Origin of the sequence: Streptomyces sp. NPDC059740 (genome assembly GCF_042733155.1) — a bacterium.
Lineage (GTDB): Bacteria > Actinomycetota > Actinomycetes > Streptomycetales > Streptomycetaceae > Streptomyces.
This window is the reverse complement of record NZ_JBHWGP010000004.1, coordinates 215,802-231,999: the sequence shown is the minus strand read 5'-3', so window position 1 is coordinate 231,999 and position 16,198 is coordinate 215,802. Positions and strand designations below refer to the sequence as shown.

Below are 16,198 nucleotides of genomic sequence, written 5' to 3'. Positions count from 1 at the left end.
CCCCGCCACGTGGAAGGGAGGACCTTACCGGTTCGTCCTCCGCGAAGCGGGATTTGCTGCGAACGAAGGCGCGGAAGGGTGTCGGCGCACTACATTCGACGGCAGGACGCCCCGGCGCTCGACGGACGGGTGTGACACCGCACACCCCGGGGTAAGCCCCCGGTCGCAGGCGGCGCACGCCCGCGCGGGAGAGGGGTGTGCAGCAGTCGGGACGGCGGCAGGAGCGGGGGCCGGATGAGCAGCGAGACGCCACAGCGCTGGGACAGGCGGATGCAGCAGCGGCTCACCCGCGGCGAGGCCGCCGCCCTCGGTGAGCTCTACGACCGGTTCGCCTCCCTCGTGCACAGCCTCGCCCACCGCGTCCTCGACGACGACGCGGACGCCGACCGCGTCACCCGTGAGGTCTTCAGCCACATCTGGCAGCACCCCGACGGTTTCGACCCGAGGAACGGCTCGCTGCGCTCCTGGGTCGCCGGTGTCGCCCATCGGCAGGCCGTGCAGCGGCTGCGCCAGTACGAGACCGCCTCGGCCCGGCGTGAGGGGACGGACGCCCGCGCCGCCGAGGAGCGGGAACGCAAGATCCGGGCTGCCTCCACGGCGGCCCGGGCGGACTACATCGTGACCTCGATGCCCGCTCCGCTGCGCGAGGCGCTGGAGCTCGCGCACTTCCAGCGCCGCACCTGCCGTCAGACCGCGGAACAGCTCGGGGTCACCGAGGACGAGGCGCGCCGCCGCCTCCGCCTGGGCCTCCAGCTCCTCTCCACCGCCGCGCACCACACCGGCCAGGCCGCTCTGCCGCCGCCGGGGGCCGGCCTGCCCGCGTCCGGCGGGCCCTCCGCCCGCGACGACGGACCCCGGCGATGAACGGGCCGGAGGAGGACCCGCAGGAAGTCGAGGGCGCGCAGGACGCCACCCCGCAGAGCGCTCGGGAGGACGCGGACCCCGCGGACGCGGGGCCGGGGGCCACCCGCGAGGACGGCGCCGACTCCGCGGCGGCCTGTGACGGCAGCGCCTCCGCCGGCGACGCGTCCTCCACCGGGAACCGGCCGCGCATACCGGCACCCCGGACGGCGCCGGAGGATCTCGGGCAGCTCCCCGACGCCACTCCCCCGCCCACCGCCCCGGAGCCGTCCGACCCGCCCCGGCCGGAACCCGCCGAAGCTCTCCGGAGCGACCCGGGCGGAGCAACTCACGGCGCCGGACCGGAGAACCGCAGGCCGGAGAGGACCGGGCCGCAGAGCGACAGGGCGGCGGACAAAGGGCCGCACGATCGGGAGCCGGAGAGCGGGGAGCCGGAGGGCAACGGGCCGCAGGAGCCCGCGAACGCACCGGCCCCGCCGTCCGCGCCGACCCACCGGGTGCTGAAGTCCCTGCTCGGTGCCTACGCGTTGGGGGCCTGCTCGCCGGAGGAGACCGCCGCGCTGGAGGACCACCTCACCCACTGCGCGCCGTGCGCCGACGAGGCGCTGCGCCTGCGCAACGCGGTGAGCCTGCTGCGCCCCGCCGACCACCTCGATCCCGACCCGCTGCTGCGCGCCCGGGTCCTGGAGGGCTGCCTCGACAAGCGGCCGGCGCGCATCCCCGTGCCGGAGTGGGCCGGTCCGTTCGACGCGGAGAGCGCCAAGCTGGACGCACTCCTCCGGGACATCGGCGAGGCGGAGTGGCGGGCGCCGGTGCGGCTGCGCTGGTTCGACGGGCGACGCACGGTGGAACGGGAGACCACCGTGGCCGGTGTCGTCGGTCACCTGCTGGCCGTGGACGGCATCGTCGCCTCCGCACTCGGCATGCCCGACCCACTGGGTGCCCTGAACGCCGTGGCCGCCTCCGCCGACCCGGCGGACCGCACCGAACGCTACTGGCAGGAGGTGGCGAGGCGGAGCGGCGACCGGGCCGGGGTGCGGGAACCCTGGCGGGCCCAGGCGTACGGGCTGGTGCGCACGGTCTCGTTCGCCGCCCCCGACACCGCTGAGCGGGACGTACCCGTGGGCCCCGCGGTCCTGCCGGTGCGCGACGCCTTCCTGGACCGTGCCTTCGAGTGCTACACGCACGCCGGGGACATCGCCGACGCCGTCGCCTGGCCCCTCGAACCACCGACCCGCACCCACATGCACCGGCTGGTCGACTTCGCCGCCCGGCTGCTGCCGACGGAGCTCGACCGCCGGCGCCGCGCCGGGCTGGCCTCCCCCGCCCGGCACCTGCGGGCGGTCGGCGGCAGCGGGCGCAGCCTGCACCTTGAGGTGGAGAACGTCGGCCACTGGTACATAGCCCTGGACTCGGCCGACACCGACGGTTCGCCGGACGCGACGGTGGCCCACATCGCCATCGACAGCCAGGAGTTCTGCCAGCTCGCCGCCGGCCACGTCGCGCCCGAGGAGGCGACCGCCGGCCGCAACGGCGAGCGCGAGGCCATCCGCGACGTGCTCTTCGCCACGGCTTCACTGTCCCGTCTGTGAGCCTCGCCCTCCTCCCGGTGGGGGCCCACGTGGGGGCCGTTGCCGGTGCGGGGCGCGCGGGGCGCCCGCCGGTCACGGTCCCTCCGCGAGGGCACGGAAGCTCGCCCAGGTCGTCCTACCGTCCCTGGTGACGCCCCAGTTCCGTGCCAGGACGTCGACCAGGAAGAGGCCGCGGCCACCCGTCTCGTCCTCGGCGGCATGGCGCAGCCGGGCGGGGGCCGGGTTGTCGTCGCTGACCTCGACGCGGACCTCTCCGCCGTGATGGCGCATCCGCAGCTCGACATCCCCGAAGCCGTGCTCGACCGCGTTGGTGACCAACTCGGAGACCACGACCACCACGTCCTCCGCCAACGCAACGGGCACGGCCCACCGCCGCAGCGACGTGGCAGCGATACGCCGTATCCGGGCGACGAGGACCGGCTCCGGTGCCATGGCCACCTCGAAGCCGCGCAGGGTCAAGGGGCTCGGCTTCGCCGTGCTGGGTGCGAGGGCTACGGCAGGAGTCATGGGGTCTCCGGGGAGGGTGGCGTGGGGTACGGGCGGAACCGGCCCGTCGCGGCGGTTCCCGGAACGGCCAGGACGGAGTGCTTCCACCCCGTGGCCGTACCGCTGAACTCGACGGGTGATCACTGCTGCACACACAGACACGACCCGTCGGGCGCTCAGCTTGCTCCTTTTGGCGGTCAAGGCGCAATAGCGGTAACTCGTTATCAAATCGACAGGACATATGTGCCCATGGCTCACGAAGTCGCCAACGTGTCAAACTGCGCCCATGACGCAGAAGCGAGCGACACCAACCATCAAACGCCGTCGTGTTGGCGGTCAGTTGAGGCGTTGGCGCGGCACCCTCAAGTCGGGGGAGGCTGCCAAGCTCATGGGTTGGGACACCACTCGCCTCAGCCGCATCGAGCGCGGCACATACCGCGTCTCCGGCGAGGAGGTCCGCAGCTTCTGCGACAAGTTGGGAGTGGTGGACCCGGCCGGGGTGGAGGAGGTGGCGCGCGTCGCCGAGGAGCCGATGGGCGAGGGTTGGTGGGCGCCGTACACAGGGCGCATCGGACAGAACTACCTGGACTTCATCGAACTCGAAGCCGACGCGCAGTCCCTCCAGATCCAGCACCCGGTGATCATCCCCGGCCTCCTCCAGACACCGGGTTACGTGCGCGAGATGATCACTCGGGCACCGACAGCCGTCTCTCCACCGCACGCCGAGATGCTGGTGGCCGTTCGCCTTGCCCGGCAGGCCGTCCTCAGCAAGGTGACCAGGCTGCACGCTCTGGTTCCGGAGTCCGCGCTGCATGCCAAGTTCGAGTCCGGGCCCGCGCTCATGCGCGACCAGATCCGCAAGCTCCTGGACGCCTCAGAGATGCCGAACGTGGAGTTGCAGCTCATCCCGCTGACCGCACACCCGACGTACGGTTCGAACGGCGCCATCACCACACTGTCCTTCAAGCACCCGTGGGCGAAGGTGGCCAGCGTCGACAACCCCATGGGCGGCAGTCACACCGACGACCTGAAGCAGGTCGGCTTCTTGGAGAAGGAGTTCTCTGCCATCGCTGAGATCGCGCTCCCGGCCGACGAGTCACGGGACCTGCTCCACGCATACCTGGAAGGACCGTACAAGTGACGACGAAGCGCGGACGTGCCCACGCAGCACCGGCTTTTGAGGGCGTCGCCTGGCGGAAGTCCTCCTACAGCGGAGGCAGTGAAGGCCAGTGCTTCGAGTACGCCGGCATCACCCGCCCCCGCCCCGCCATAGCCGTCCGCGACTCCAAAAATCCCGGGGGCCCCGTTCTCGTCTTCAGCCCGCAGGCCTTCAGCAGCTTCCTCGCCGTCCTCGGTGGGGAAGCTGTTGCGCGGAGCTGAGTCGGCGGCTCCGGCGACGACGACGGCCCGCCTCCCCCACGCCGGGAGAGGCGGGCCGTCCGCACAGCGGGCCGGGGCAGCCGGCCGCGGTGCGTCAGTCGAAGACGACCGTCCGGGTGCCGTTGAGCAGGACGCGGTGCTCGCTGTGCCACTTCACGGCGCGGGCCAGTGCCCGGCACTCCACGTCCCGGCCGACGGCGACGAGCTGGTCGGGGGTGACGTCGTGGCCGACGCGCTCGACCTCCTGCTCGATGATCGGGCCCTCGTCGAGGTCGGCGGTGACGTAGTGGGCGGTGGCGCCGATCAGCTTCACGCCGCGGGCGTGGGCCTGGTGGTACGGCTTGGCGCCCTTGAAGCTCGGCAGGAAGGAGTGGTGGATGTTGATGATCCGGCCGGACAGCGCCTTGCACAGGTCGTCGGAGAGGACCTGCATGTAGCGGGCGAGGACCACCAGCTCGACGTTCTCGGCCCGGACCAGTTCCAGCAGCCGTGCCTCCGCCTCCGCCTTGGTCTCCCGGGTGACGGGGATGTGGTGGAAGGGGACCCCGTAGGAGTCGACCAGCTCGGCGAAGTCGGTGTGGTTGGAGACGACCGCGGCGATCTCGACCGGCAGTGCCCCGATGCGGGAGCGGAAGAGGAGGTCGTTGAGGCAGTGGCCGAACCGCGACACCATCAGGATGATGCGCATCTTCTCGGCGGCCGGGTGGATCTGCCAGTCCATGGCGAAGGAGACGCCGACCGCGGCGAAGCTGGCCCGCAGCTTCTCGGCGGTCAGGCCCGCGTCGGCGGAGAAGTGGACCCGCATGAAGAACAGGCCGGTGTCGCGGTCCCCGAACTGCTGGCTGTCCTCGATGTTGCACCCGGTCATGAACAGGTAACTGGAGACCGCGTGGACGATACCCCGCTGGTCGGGGCAGGAGAGGGTGAGGACGAACTGCTGCGACGCCTCGGAGGGCGCCTCGGGGCTGGAGGACTGCGACTGGCTCATGACCTCACAGGATCGCATACTTCCCGCCCGTCCCGCGCTCCCCGCCGAGGCACCCGGGCCCGCAGCGCCCCAGGTGGACGGCGTGCAACCGTGCGGACCGCGTTCGGAGACGGGCGGACGGCTCCGTGGGCGGGCCCGGGTCCCGAGGGCGGGCGGCCGGGCTCAGACCTCGGCCGGCACGCCCCGGGTGAGGGCCGCCAGCTGGGCCAGCGAGCGGGGCGGGGCGTCAGGGTCGTCACCGTCCGCGGCGGCCATGCGCAGGTGGGCGTCGCGCGCCGCCCGCACCGCCTCCGGCCAGCCCTGGTGGTCCAGGTACGCGGGGACGGGGGCGTCCGGACCCACCTGGTGGAGGATGCGCAGGAGCCGCAGCACCGCGGTGTCGACCAGGGCGGCCTCCTGGGAGTCGCGGAATATCGTGCCCACGTACTTCTCGGCCGACCAGTTGTCGAGCCAGGTGTCCTCGACCAGGCGGTAGACCGCGTCCGTCACGTCCCCGTAGCCGGGATGGCCGGCCAGCCAGACGTCCCGCTGGAACCCCGGGTCGGAGAGCATGTGAAGGGCTGAGCGCACGTTGCTGCGCCACCGCCACCACGGCATGTCGTTGAGAGGCATGACGCCCATGGTGGTCGAGCGGCGGCCATGACGGGAAGACTTCTCCGAACTGTGCACGGTAGGCGATCGTACGTTCCCGTGCAGACGCGGACGTTCCGGCCCCAGGTGTTCGCCCGGCCGACACGTTCCGTTACGGTCGGCATGTGCGGGCGTTACGCCACGGCGAGCAGGGTCGTCGGACATGAGCGCACGGCGTCGACCTTCCCTCCGCCTCCTGCACACCGCCGGCGCCCGTGCCGCGGCGTGCGCGACCGTGCTCGCGGTCCTCCTGTCGGCCTGCGGTCTGCTGCCGGCCCGGTTCGGCGGTACGGACACCTCGCCGATCACCGTGATGACCTGGGCACCCTGGGGCACCGGGGCCACCCGGATGCCCGGCATGCCCGCCATGGCGCAGGCGTACGCGAAGTGGGTCAACGCCCACGGCGGCCTGGGCGGTCACCCGTTGCAGGTCCTGACCTGCAACGAGCAGGACTCCCCCACGGAAGCGGCCGGGTGCGCGCGCCGGGCGGTCTCGCACCACGTGGTGGCGGTGGTGGGCTCCTACAGCCGGTACGCCCGGGACTTCCTCGGCCCCCTGGAGCTCAACGACATCCCCTACCTGGGCGGGTACGGCGTCTCGGCGGAGGAGTTCGACAGTCCGCTCTCCTACCCCGTCAACGGCGGCGCGGCGACGGTGCTGGCCGGCAACGGCGTCCAGCTCGCCCGCGGTTGCGACCGGGTGGCGGTCGTGCGGCCGGACAGCGTCGAGGGTGACCAGATGCCGTCCTTCGTGGCGGCGGGACTGCGCGCCGCCCACCACTCCGGAGTCCGGGACGTGCCGGCGCCCGAGGACGCCACCGACTACGCCCCGCAGGCGCGGCGCGCCCTGACCGCGGCGGAGGCGGGTTCCACCGCCGGTGGGAGCGGTTGTGTGACGGCGGCCCTGGGCGAGGACACCGGCACCTTCTTCGACGCCTACCAGCGCCTGGCCCCGTCCGGTACCGGCTCCGCCGCCGACTCCTCCTCGGCGTCTTCCCCGGTCCGCGTCTCCTCGGTGCTGGGCAGCGTCAGCCAGTCCCTGGTCAACCAGTTGGGCGGCTCCTCCGGCCCCCTGGCCGACGCCCTGGTCACGGGCTGGTACCCGCCCGTCGACGACAGACGCTGGGCACCGATGCGCAAGGTGGTGCAGGACTACGCCTTTGACGACGACCGCATCGACCCCGGGGACTCCGGCGTCCAGACCACCTGGATCGCCTACACCGTCCTGCGGGCCGTGGTGGGTCAGATGCAGGCCCAGGGGGTGACCGACATCACCGCGTCCGCCCTGCAGCGCACCCTGGACCGGGGCGGGAAGGCGGTGAGCACCGGCGGGCTGACGCCCCCGCTGCGGTGGCGCCGGCAGGACCTGCTCGGCGTTCCGGGCTATCCGCGGATCGTCAACGCCCTGGTGACGCTCCAGACCGTCCGCGACGGCAGGCTCGTCGCCTCGCGGCGCGGCTTCGTCGACGTCACCCGGGCCCTCCAGGAGACGGACGGACCGTCCTAGGTGTGGGCCGGTGGGGCTGTCCGCGGGCACCACCCTTACTTGGTGCTGTGGGTGGGGTAGACCTGCACGTCGGTGTAGGCGCCCTTGATGTCCCCAGCGCCCGCCGGCCACTTCAGGTCCACGGTGTGGGTCTCGTTGGGGGGCGTCACCAGGATGTCGGTGGGGCGGGTGAGGCTGTTGCCGCTGTTGTCGGTGTCGTAGGCGAGGTCGAAGACGGCGGCGTCGCCGGGCTTGAGGATGGTGACGCGGGGCTGGGCGTGGCCGCGCTCGATGGGGTTGGAGGTGTGGTCGACGTCCTTGATGTCGACGCCGGCGAAGCCCGTCGTCGAGCAGGTGGTCGCGCCCCGGTTGACCATGGTGATGTTGATCCTGCCGGTGCTCGCGTCGGGTGCGGCGTCAACGGCGTCGATGGCCAGGTCCGCCGTCTTGCAGAAGGTGACCTTGCCGGTCTTGGCCGCGCCGTCGGTGGTGCCGGCGCCGGCGCCGGTGCGGTGGCCGGAGCTTGAGGTGTTGTCGGCCTCCAGGCCGGCGGAGCCCGAGCCGTCTTCCGTCTTCGCCCCGGCGTCCGAGGACGAGGAGGAGGACTGGGAGGAGGAGGACTGGGAGGAGGACGAGGCGGCCTTGGTGGCGGCGTCCGAGCCGTCGTTGCAGGCGGTGAGCGAGAGGGTGGCGGCGACGCCGATGGCGGCGAGAGCGGTGATGCGGGTGTACTTCATGGTGTTTCCCCCAGAGCTGGCGCGGTCCGTGTGGTGTGATCCATTTCTATCTCGCACCGGGTCACGGGCGGTCTCCAGCGAAGTCCGCGTTCTGTCACGGACATGGTGACCGCGCGGTCGGTCCGGCCGCCGCCACCGCGCGGCCACGGAGGACTCGGAAGGGGGAGGTGGAGCCCCCGCCCGACCGGGTCGCGCGGCCGGGCGGGCAGGGGCTCAGGCTGCCGCGGCGCGGTCGATGACGGTCATCTTCTCCTCCAGGGTGGCGGGGACCTCGCGGACCTCACCCGTGAGCCCCGCGGTGTCGAGGGTGGCGCGGACGGTGCCGGGCGGGGTGTCGGCGAGACGTACGCGGCGACCGGTGAGGGTGACGGGCAGGCCGGCGCGGTCCAGGGCGGCGAAGGCCTCGGCCCAGTGCGCGGTCTCGACCTCGCAGGCCGTGGTGGACCCGACGATGTCCCGTTCGGTGCCGGCCGCGACGGCTCGGCCGTGGGACATCAGGACGAGCCGGTCGCACTGTTGGGCTTCCTGCATGTAGTGGGTGGTGACCAGGACGCCGGTGCCGAGTTCTGCCTGGTCGTGGACGGTGTCCCACAGACGGGCGCGGGCCTGCGGTTCGACGCCGGAGGTGGGTTCGTCCAGGACGAGCAGGGCGGGCGCGTGGGCCAGGGCGACGGCGAAGGCCAGCTGGCGTTGCAGGCCGAGGCCGATCTCGCCGACCAGACGGTCCCCGACGGCGGCCAGCGCCGGGTCGAGGGCGGGCGGGACCGAGCCGAAGGCGGCGGAGGCGAACGAGACGTTCTCGCTGACGGTGAGGGTCGGCCACAGCCCCAGGCCCTGCGGGACGTATCCCAGGCGCCGCCGGGTGGTGCGGTCGGGTGTGCGGCCGAAGGCCTCCACGCGGCCCTCGGTGGGGAGGAGGAGGCCGAGCAGGGCGCGGATCAGGGTGGTCTTGCCGGCCCCGTTGGCGCCGAGCAGGCCCACGATCTCGCCGGGTGCCACGTGCAGGGAGACGGCGTCGACGGCGGTGAAGGAGCCGAAGCGCCGGGTGACGGCGTCGGCGCGGAGCAGGACGTCGGTTGCGGCCATGTCAGAGCTCCCGGTGCTGGTCGGCGAGGGTGAGGGCGATGACCGCGTCCTCCATGTCGGCGGCAATCGGCTGCTCGCCGGCGCGCGGGGGCCCCGGGTGCCAGGAGCGGGTCAGCCGGCCGCGCCGCCAGGAGAGTGCGCGGTCCCCCGCCGGTGCGTCACCGCTGGTGAGGGTTCCGGGGGTGTGGGCGAGGAGGTCCTGCGGGCTCCCGGAGGCCAGTGCCCGGCCGCGGTCCAGGACGAGGCAGACGGAGGCGCGTTCGGCCTCGTCGAGGTAGGTGGTGGCCATGACGACGGCGGTGCCGTCGGCGGCTGCCCGGGAGACCAGCCGCCACAGGTCGACGCGGCTGACGGGGTCGACGCCGGTGCTCGGCTCGTCCAGGACCAGCAACCTGGGACGGTGGAGGATGGCCAGGCAGAAGGCGAGCTTCTGCCGCATGCCGCCGGAGAGGGCGCCGGCCGGCCGGTCGGCGGCCCGGTCCAGTCCCGCGGTGGTGAGCAACTGGGTGCGCCGTTCCCGGAGTTCCTCTCCCGACAGGTGGTGGGCGGCGGCGACGAAGGTGATGTTCTCGTCGACGGTGAGGTCCTGCCAGACCCCGGAGGCACCGGTGGGCATGAACCCGCAGTCGACCGTGGCGGGGGCGCTGACCTGTCCCGACCGGGGACGGACGCGACCGACGAGGGTGCGCAGCAGGGTGGTCTTGCCTGCTCCGTCACCGCCGACGACGGCGGTGACCTGGCCGGGGGCGGCGCTGAGGGTGACGTCCCGCAGCGCCACGGTGTCACCGAAGACGACGCTGACGCCCCGCACCCCCCAGCCGCCGGGGTCCGCGTCCGCGCCGGGGACGGGGTGGGTGCTCATCGCTCACCCCCGGCGGGGACGGCGGTCCGGGCGGCCTTGGGCGCGACGGGGGCCAGATCGCGGCGGAAGCGGAGGACGGCCGCGGTGAACACCAGCAGCGCCATGCCGGCCAGGACGCAGAGTGGCAGGACGAGCGAGGACAGCGGGGCGTCCCGCAGCATGACCGCGCTGGAGACCTTGTTGAAGTAGGTGAGCGGGAAGAGGTAGCCGATCCAGCGCACCCCCGCGGCCATGGCCGGGAGCGGGAAGATCATGCCGGAGAGCAGGATCTGCGGCAGGAGGGTCATCAGCGCCATCTGCATGGCCTGGCCCTGGTTCTGGGACACCGAGGAGATCAGGACGCCGACGCCCAGGACGGTGAACAGGAACAGTGCGGCCCCCAGCGCGAGGACCGCCGCGTTCCCGGCGAACGGCACCCCGAACAGCAGGCAGCCCAGCACCGACACCAGCACCATGTCGACGGCCGCGAGCACGAAGTAGGGGGCGATCTTCCCGGCGATCACGTCGGACGCCCGGAAGGGCATCACGGCGAGCTGTTCGAGAGTGCCGGTCTGCCGTTCCCGGACCAGCCCGATCGCGGTGATGATCGTCCCGATGAACGCCATGATCATGCCGACCAGGGCGGGCACCATGACCCACGAGGTCTTCAGGTCCGGGTTGAACAGGACGTCAGGCTTGAGGGCACCGTTCGCGGCGAGCGCCGCCGACGCCGCGGCCTGCGCGGAGAACAGGTTCGATCCGTCGATGAGGACCCGCGCGGGGCCTGCGGCGCCGGAGGTCACCACCACCGCACCGGCGTCCTGCGCGCGCAGTGCCAGCCTGCCGTCCTGCTCGTCGGCGGAGGCGTCGACCCTCTGCACGTCGAACGGGGACCTGAGCTGTGCGGCGACGTGCTCCGCGTGCGGACCCACGACCTGGGTCGGGACGTCCTGGACGCGGAAGTTGGCCGCGTAGCCGAAGACGACGAGCAGCACCAGCGGCAGGGCGACGATCATCGCCATCGTCCGGCGGTCACGCCGCAGCTCCAGGAACTCCTTGAGAATCATTGCCCACATGGGGTCTCCGCCTCGTCCGTGCGCCCGGACACGAGGGTGCGGGCGCGCTGTGTCCGGCTCTCCCCCAGCGGCGCCTGCCGAAGGCCCGGTCAGCCTAGGAACGGCGGTCCGACCATGGCAACCACTGTTTAATTAATTAGGCTCGCCCGCGTGAACGAGCATCCTCCCGAACCCCCCGCCCAACTCTCCGGACGGGCCCGCGGCCGGCCCGCGGGGCGCCGGGCCGGTGACCGCACCACGCACAACCGCATCCTGGAAGCCGCCCGGCAGCGCTTCGCCCAGGGCACCTACGCGGCCACCACCATCCGAGCCATCGCCGCCGACGCGGACGTCAACCCGGCGCTCGTCCTGCACTACTTCGGCAGCAAGCGCGACCTGTTCGCCGCGACCCTCCGACTGCCGCTGCACGTACGCGACCGGATCACCACCCTGGTGCGCACCGATCCTGCGAGCGCGGGGGAACACGTGGCCCGCCTCTTCCTCCAGACCTGGCAGGACCCCACCACCCGGGCCCCGCTCGCGGCGATGGTCCGCTCCGTCTTCTCCGACCAGGACGCGGCGGACGCGCTCAGCCGGTTCCTCTCCACCCACATGATCGGCCCGCTGGTGGCCGCCTCCGGCCGTGACCGGCCCGAGCTGCGGATCTCCCTGATCGTCGGGCACCTCATCGGCCTGGCCATCGGCCGCCACATCGTGGCCGTATCCCCTCTGGCCGACGTCGAGACGGAGCACCTCATCGCCTGCGTGGCGCCCGTGGTGCAGCACTACCTGACGGGAGAACTCCCGGACACGGCACGGGCGGTGGACGGCCGGTGACCGGTAAGCGCTGACGGGGCGCGGGGGCCCGGCGGGGCCGGGCGGCGAGGCGGGCGGGCGGGCGGCGAGGCGGGCACGGCCGACACCGCGTCGGCGGTCCGGGGCCACCGGGTACGGCGGCCGGCCGCCCCGGAGAGGACCCGGCCACGGGCGCCGCGACCGTCCACGCACCGTCGGCCGCGGTCGTCCGAGGCCCCCGGGGGCCGGCCCGGACCGTGGGCGACCGGATCGATGAACGACCGGAGTTACGGGCCGGCCGGGGCCACGGGTGGAACGGACTACAGGTCGACCGGCTGGCGCTCGGTGAGGCCGTACTTCCGCGCGATGGGGTTCCAGGCCTTCGCCGCCTGCTGCTTGGCCTGGGTGGCCGTCCCGCTGGCGGACACCGCCCGGTTGTACTCACCGGTGTTGCCGGCCCGGCCCTTCTTGCAGCCCTTGCCTCCGGCGCGCTTGACCTGACGGGCCCAGCCCGCGTAGTGCGCGTCGGCCGAGGCGGAGGCCTGCCAGGCCTGGTTGAGGGCGCTGACCAGCGCGGGGCCGTCGGGCACCTTGTCGACCTGGAGCTTGCCGAGACGGTCGACCAGGTCCTTGCGCTGGTTCGCGGCGCCGTTGAGCTTCCGCGCCGCGTCGTCGAGCCCCTGGCACTTGCGGATGGAGTCGACGGCCGTGATCACGGCGGCCCGGCTGTTGTTGCTGTCGGCCAGGAGCGCGTCGAGTTCCTTGGCCTGGGCCTGCGCCGCCGCGTCCACGCTGGGCGAGGCCTCCTTGCTCGCGCCGCCGCCCGCACCGGCCCCACCGGCGGAGGAGGACGCGGCGGCCGGCTCCTTCTTCTCCTCGTCACCGCTGCTCGCCAGGTACCCGATGCCCGCGCCCAGCGCGGCGAGGACGACGACGCCGATGATGGCGAGGGGCAGCACCCGGCGCCGGCCACCGCCCGCGGACCGGTCCGCGCCCTGGCCGTAGGACGGGTCGAAGGACTGGCCGTAGGGCTGGTCGTAGGACGGGCCGGGGGCGGGCGCGGCGGGGTGCGCGGCGCCCGGGCCGGTGAACCGGGGCATCTGCTGGGTCGAGGCCGGGGACTCCGGGGGCGGCCCGCCGACGGGGTCGGGGCGGAACAGCCCGTCGAACTCGGCCGGGGTCGGACGGTCCTCGGGTGCGCCCGGCCGGACGGCGTAGGGGCCACCGGTCGGCGGCATGGGGCCGGCCCCGGTGGGCCCGCCGGCGGTCCCACCGCTCACCGGGGGCAGGTACTGGGTGGCCTCCGCGTCCCCTCCGGGGGCGGGGGCCTGGACCCGGCGCAGTGTCGTCGTGGACTCGCCGGGCGACTCCGGGGGCGGCCCGGCCGGGGAGGCCTGCGGCAGCGGCTGCGAGGCGCCCGGAGCGCCGTTGCCCGCGAAGGGGGGTATGAGCTGCGTCGCGTCGGCGTCCACGGCCTGCGGCCCGGCGTGGGGCGCCTGCGGGGGTGCGTCGAAGGGCGAGTGGTAGGCGTCCTGCGGGGGCTGCTGGCCGGGGTGGGCCGGGGGTTCGGTGGGCGGCAGCGGGACGCCGGGACCCCCGCTTGTGGACCCCGCCGAGGGGTCGAAGGGCGAGACGCGGCGGGTGGCCTCGACCTCGCCGGCGACCGGTGGCATCGCGCCGGGCGGCGGGCCGGCGGGGGCCTGGCCGTAGCCGGGCTGCGCACCGGCGTAGCCGTCGGAGTGGTAGCCGCCGGGCGGCTGCTGGGGGGCGGCCGGGGGGTGCTGCGGGGGCGGCCCCGGGTACGCCTGCGCCGCGGACGAGGCGTCGGCGGCCCCCGGCTGGAAGGGGTTGCCGCCATGGGTGGCGCCCTGGTCACCGGCGTAGGTGGCGCCCTGGTCACCGGCGTAGGTGGGGTTCTGGACGCCGGCGTAGGTGGGGTTCTGGACGCCGCCGGGGTAGCCGTAGCCCGCCGGGGGCTGCTGCGCGCCGCCCTGACCGTGCTCCGGCTGCCCGGGCTCCGCGTTCCACTGCGGCTGCTCCCAGGTCTGGGTCGCGGGCGCGTCCTGCTGTTCGCCCGGCACCCACGGGTCGCCGTGAGCGGGCAGCACAACGCCCTCGTGCACGGGCCTCGCCGCGTTCTGCGGGTCGCCGCCCTGTCCGCTCTGCGTCACGGGGACTCCTACTTGCTTCTCCGAATACCTACGGAACCGTCGGCTCACGCTACCCGCTCGCGGAGTTGTTCGACCACGTCCCCTGGCCAGGGCCCCGGGCCGCCCCGCCGGTGCCGGGGCGGACCGGGGCGGCCCGGGCGGTACCTGACGGAAACAGGAGGAAACGGCGCAGTTCGGGGGGTTCAGGCCCCTCCGGCCGACGGCCCGAACCCCCCTCGGCGGAGGCGCACTTGCACCGGCATGCGGCCCCGGCCCACTGCCCCGGCCTGCCGCCGCGGCAGCCCGTCCCCGACCCGTCCCCGGCCCGTCCAGCGCTCGGAAGTGTGGTGAAACCTGTGCCCGGGCGGGCGCGGCCTGGCACGCCCGCTGATCCGACCCCGGATTTCACCACACTTTCTCAGGCGGCCACCCCCCGCACCCCGGTCCGGTCCCCGAACTCCCGGACCGAGGGCTCGTCCCGGAAGGGGAGCAGGCGCTGCCGGAAGTCGGCCAGGTACTCGGCGGTGCGGGTCGAGCGCATCCCGCCCAGCAGCTCCACCGCCTGGGAGGCCGTGCGGCAGGCCTCCTCCACCTCCCGGCGCTGGACATGGGCGCAGGCCAGCACGGTCAGGATCAGCGCACGCCGTCTGACCCGGCCCTCCGGCAGAGCGGCCAGGGCCACCCTGGCCCAGTGCTCCGCACGCCCCGGCTGCCCCAGGTCCCGGTGGCAGTGGGCGAGTTCGTCGGCGAGGTAGGCGGTGTCGAAGTGCGCCGCCCACGCCGGGTCGTCGCCGCTGTCCGGGGACGCCTCGGCCCGCTGCATCGCGGTGTCGGCCCGCCGGGCGGCCTCACGGAACGCCCGGTCGTCGCCGAGGGCCGCGTGGCCGCGCGCTTCGGCGGCCAGGAACAGGGACTCCACCCGCGGGGTGATCCGGCCGCGGGCGCCCTCCTGAGCCGCTCTGGCCAGTTGGGCGATCTCGCGTGGCGTGCCGAGCTGCGCCGCCAGGTGGCTCATGCCCGCCGCCAGGACGTACCCGCCGTAGGCCCGGTCGCCCGCGGCCTGCGAGAGGCGCAGTGCCTGGATGTAGTAGCGCTGGGCCAGCCCCGGCCGTCCGGTGTCCACCGCCGTGTAACCGCCCAGCTCCGTCAACCGGGCGACCGCGCCGAAGAGTTCCCGGCCCACCTGCTCGCGGTAGGAGCCGTTCAGCAGCCCGGAGACGACGTTGTGGAGGTAGTGCACGACCACCGGCCTGGCGTGACCGCTGCCGAAGCGGTGGTCCAGCTCACCGAGGGAGGCGGTCATGGACCGGACGGCGGCCACGTCCCCGGCGCCCACCCGGGGGCCCGCCTCCCGGGCCACCTGACCGTCGGCGGCGCCGATGAGCCAGTCCCGGCTCGGCTCGACCAGGGCCGAGGCGGCCACCGTGGGCTGCCCCAGGAACTCGCGGCGTCCCACGTCACTGCGCCACAGCTCGCAGACCTGCTCCACCGCGCCGGGCAGCGTGGCGGCGAACTTCAGCCCGACGCCGGTGGCCAGGTGTGCGCCGTCCGCCATGCCGATCTCGTCGAGGGTGACCGGGCGGCCGAGCTTGCGGCCGAGCGCCTCGGCGATGAGGGCGGGGGCCCGGCCGCGGGGTTGCTGCCCCCGCAGCCAGCGGGCCACGGAGGTCTTGTCGTAGCGCAGGTCGACGCCGTGTTCGGCGCCGCACACGTTGACCCTGCGGGCGAGCCCGGCGTGGGAACACGCCGCCTCCTGGATGAGCGCCTGCAACCGTTCGTTCGGTTGCCGCGCGACGACCGGCCTCGCGGCCATGGGGACCCCCTGTCGGTCGTGGTGGTGATGGTGATGGTGGTGATGGTGATGGTGGTCGAGTTCGCGGTGACTGTGGTGTCTTCGGTGGCGGGACTTCGGGTCTGTCGGTGACTGGTGGGTCTGCGGTGGACGGGGAAGGCCGGCCGGGCCACCGGGTGGCCGGCCGGCGGAGCCCGGCACCGGGTGCCTGGAGCGGTGGCGCTCCGCCGGTGGCCGGTGGCGCGCCGGGCCGCCGGCACCGCTGACCGAGAGATGCCCAAGCGAGATGCCTGATATCCGGAATTCCTCGGTTGTGTCG

General features: G+C 73.8%; 15 protein-coding genes. 6 read left to right on the top strand and 9 right to left on the bottom strand.

Annotated elements, in window-relative coordinates; all coding sequences use genetic code 11:
* Positions 1 to 234: 234 nt before the first annotated feature.
* A complete protein-coding gene (locus ACFV3R_RS07650) occupies positions 235 to 864 on the top strand; it encodes an RNA polymerase sigma factor (protein WP_385577103.1) in 630 nt (209 codons plus the stop codon).
* Positions 861 to 2,453 (top strand): zf-HC2 domain-containing protein, encoded by a 1,593-nt coding sequence (locus ACFV3R_RS07645; protein WP_385577100.1) that lies wholly within the window; start codon positions 861 to 863, stop codon positions 2,451 to 2,453. The genes ACFV3R_RS07650 and ACFV3R_RS07645 overlap by 4 nt, the downstream gene beginning before the upstream one ends.
* 72 nt (positions 2,454 to 2,525) lie before the next feature.
* Here the strand turns inward: ACFV3R_RS07645 and ACFV3R_RS07640 are convergent, their stop codons facing one another.
* Complete coding sequence (locus ACFV3R_RS07640) at positions 2,526 to 2,960, bottom strand: ATP-binding protein (RefSeq protein WP_385577098.1); 435 nt, start codon at positions 2,958 to 2,960, stop codon at positions 2,526 to 2,528.
* Positions 2,961 to 3,225: 265 nt separating this feature from the next.
* Here ACFV3R_RS07640 and ACFV3R_RS07635 point away from each other — a divergent pair, with 265 nt between their 5' ends.
* Both ACFV3R_RS07635 and ACFV3R_RS07630 read left to right on the top strand, forming a co-directional pair.
* Entirely contained in the window at positions 3,226 to 4,080 is an 855-nt protein-coding gene (locus ACFV3R_RS07635; protein ID WP_385577095.1) for a helix-turn-helix domain-containing protein, read from the top strand.
* Positions 4,077 to 4,319, top strand: a complete 243-nt coding sequence (locus ACFV3R_RS07630) for a DUF397 domain-containing protein (RefSeq protein WP_385577093.1) — start codon at positions 4,077 to 4,079, stop codon at positions 4,317 to 4,319. Before ACFV3R_RS07635 ends, ACFV3R_RS07630 begins: the two co-directional genes overlap by 4 nt.
* Positions 4,320 to 4,413: 94 nt before the next feature.
* Here the strand turns inward: ACFV3R_RS07630 and purU are convergent, their stop codons facing one another.
* A complete protein-coding gene (gene purU, locus ACFV3R_RS07625; RefSeq protein ID WP_385577090.1) occupies positions 4,414 to 5,307 on the bottom strand; it encodes a formyltetrahydrofolate deformylase in 894 nt (297 codons plus the stop codon).
* 162 nt (positions 5,308 to 5,469) lie between these two features.
* Complete coding sequence (locus tag ACFV3R_RS07620) at positions 5,470 to 5,928, bottom strand: hypothetical protein (protein WP_385577502.1); 459 nt, start codon at positions 5,926 to 5,928, stop codon at positions 5,470 to 5,472.
* Positions 5,929 to 6,100: 172 nt separating this feature from the next.
* On the opposite strand from ACFV3R_RS07620, the gene ACFV3R_RS07615 reads away from it, so the two are divergent.
* Positions 6,101 to 7,444 (top strand): ABC transporter substrate-binding protein, encoded by a 1,344-nt coding sequence (locus ACFV3R_RS07615; RefSeq protein ID WP_385577087.1) that lies wholly within the window; start codon positions 6,101 to 6,103, stop codon positions 7,442 to 7,444.
* Positions 7,445 to 7,479: 35 nt separating this feature from the next.
* Here ACFV3R_RS07615 and ACFV3R_RS07610 read toward each other — a convergent pair whose 3' ends face one another.
* From ACFV3R_RS07610 to ACFV3R_RS07595, 4 genes are all read right to left on the bottom strand, one after another.
* Positions 7,480 to 8,160, bottom strand: coding sequence for a DUF4232 domain-containing protein (locus ACFV3R_RS07610; protein ID WP_385577084.1), 681 nt, complete (start codon positions 8,158 to 8,160; stop codon positions 7,480 to 7,482).
* A 213-nt stretch (positions 8,161 to 8,373) separates the two neighbouring features.
* Entirely contained in the window at positions 8,374 to 9,246 is an 873-nt protein-coding gene (locus tag ACFV3R_RS07605; protein ID WP_385577081.1) for an ABC transporter ATP-binding protein, read from the bottom strand.
* Position 9,247: 1 nt separating this feature from the next.
* Positions 9,248 to 10,108: an ABC transporter ATP-binding protein gene (locus ACFV3R_RS07600; protein ID WP_385577078.1), complete on the bottom strand. Its 861-nt coding sequence runs from the start codon at positions 10,106 to 10,108 to the stop codon at positions 9,248 to 9,250.
* Positions 10,105 to 11,163, bottom strand: coding sequence for an ABC transporter permease (locus ACFV3R_RS07595; protein ID WP_385577075.1), 1,059 nt, complete (start codon positions 11,161 to 11,163; stop codon positions 10,105 to 10,107). Before ACFV3R_RS07595 ends, ACFV3R_RS07600 begins: the two co-directional genes overlap by 4 nt.
* A gap of 150 nt (positions 11,164 to 11,313) precedes the next feature.
* Between ACFV3R_RS07595 and ACFV3R_RS07590 the strand changes: the two genes are divergently transcribed.
* Positions 11,314 to 11,979, top strand: a complete 666-nt coding sequence (locus tag ACFV3R_RS07590) for a TetR family transcriptional regulator (protein WP_385577072.1) — start codon at positions 11,314 to 11,316, stop codon at positions 11,977 to 11,979.
* A gap of 278 nt (positions 11,980 to 12,257) precedes the next feature.
* Here the strand turns inward: ACFV3R_RS07590 and ACFV3R_RS07585 are convergent, their stop codons facing one another.
* Complete coding sequence (locus tag ACFV3R_RS07585) at positions 12,258 to 14,108, bottom strand: hypothetical protein (protein ID WP_385577069.1); 1,851 nt, start codon at positions 14,106 to 14,108, stop codon at positions 12,258 to 12,260.
* A gap of 397 nt (positions 14,109 to 14,505) precedes the next feature.
* Positions 14,506 to 15,900, bottom strand: coding sequence for a transcriptional regulator (locus ACFV3R_RS07580; RefSeq protein WP_385577066.1), 1,395 nt, complete (start codon positions 15,898 to 15,900; stop codon positions 14,506 to 14,508).
* Positions 15,901 to 16,198: the final 298 nt, after the last annotated feature.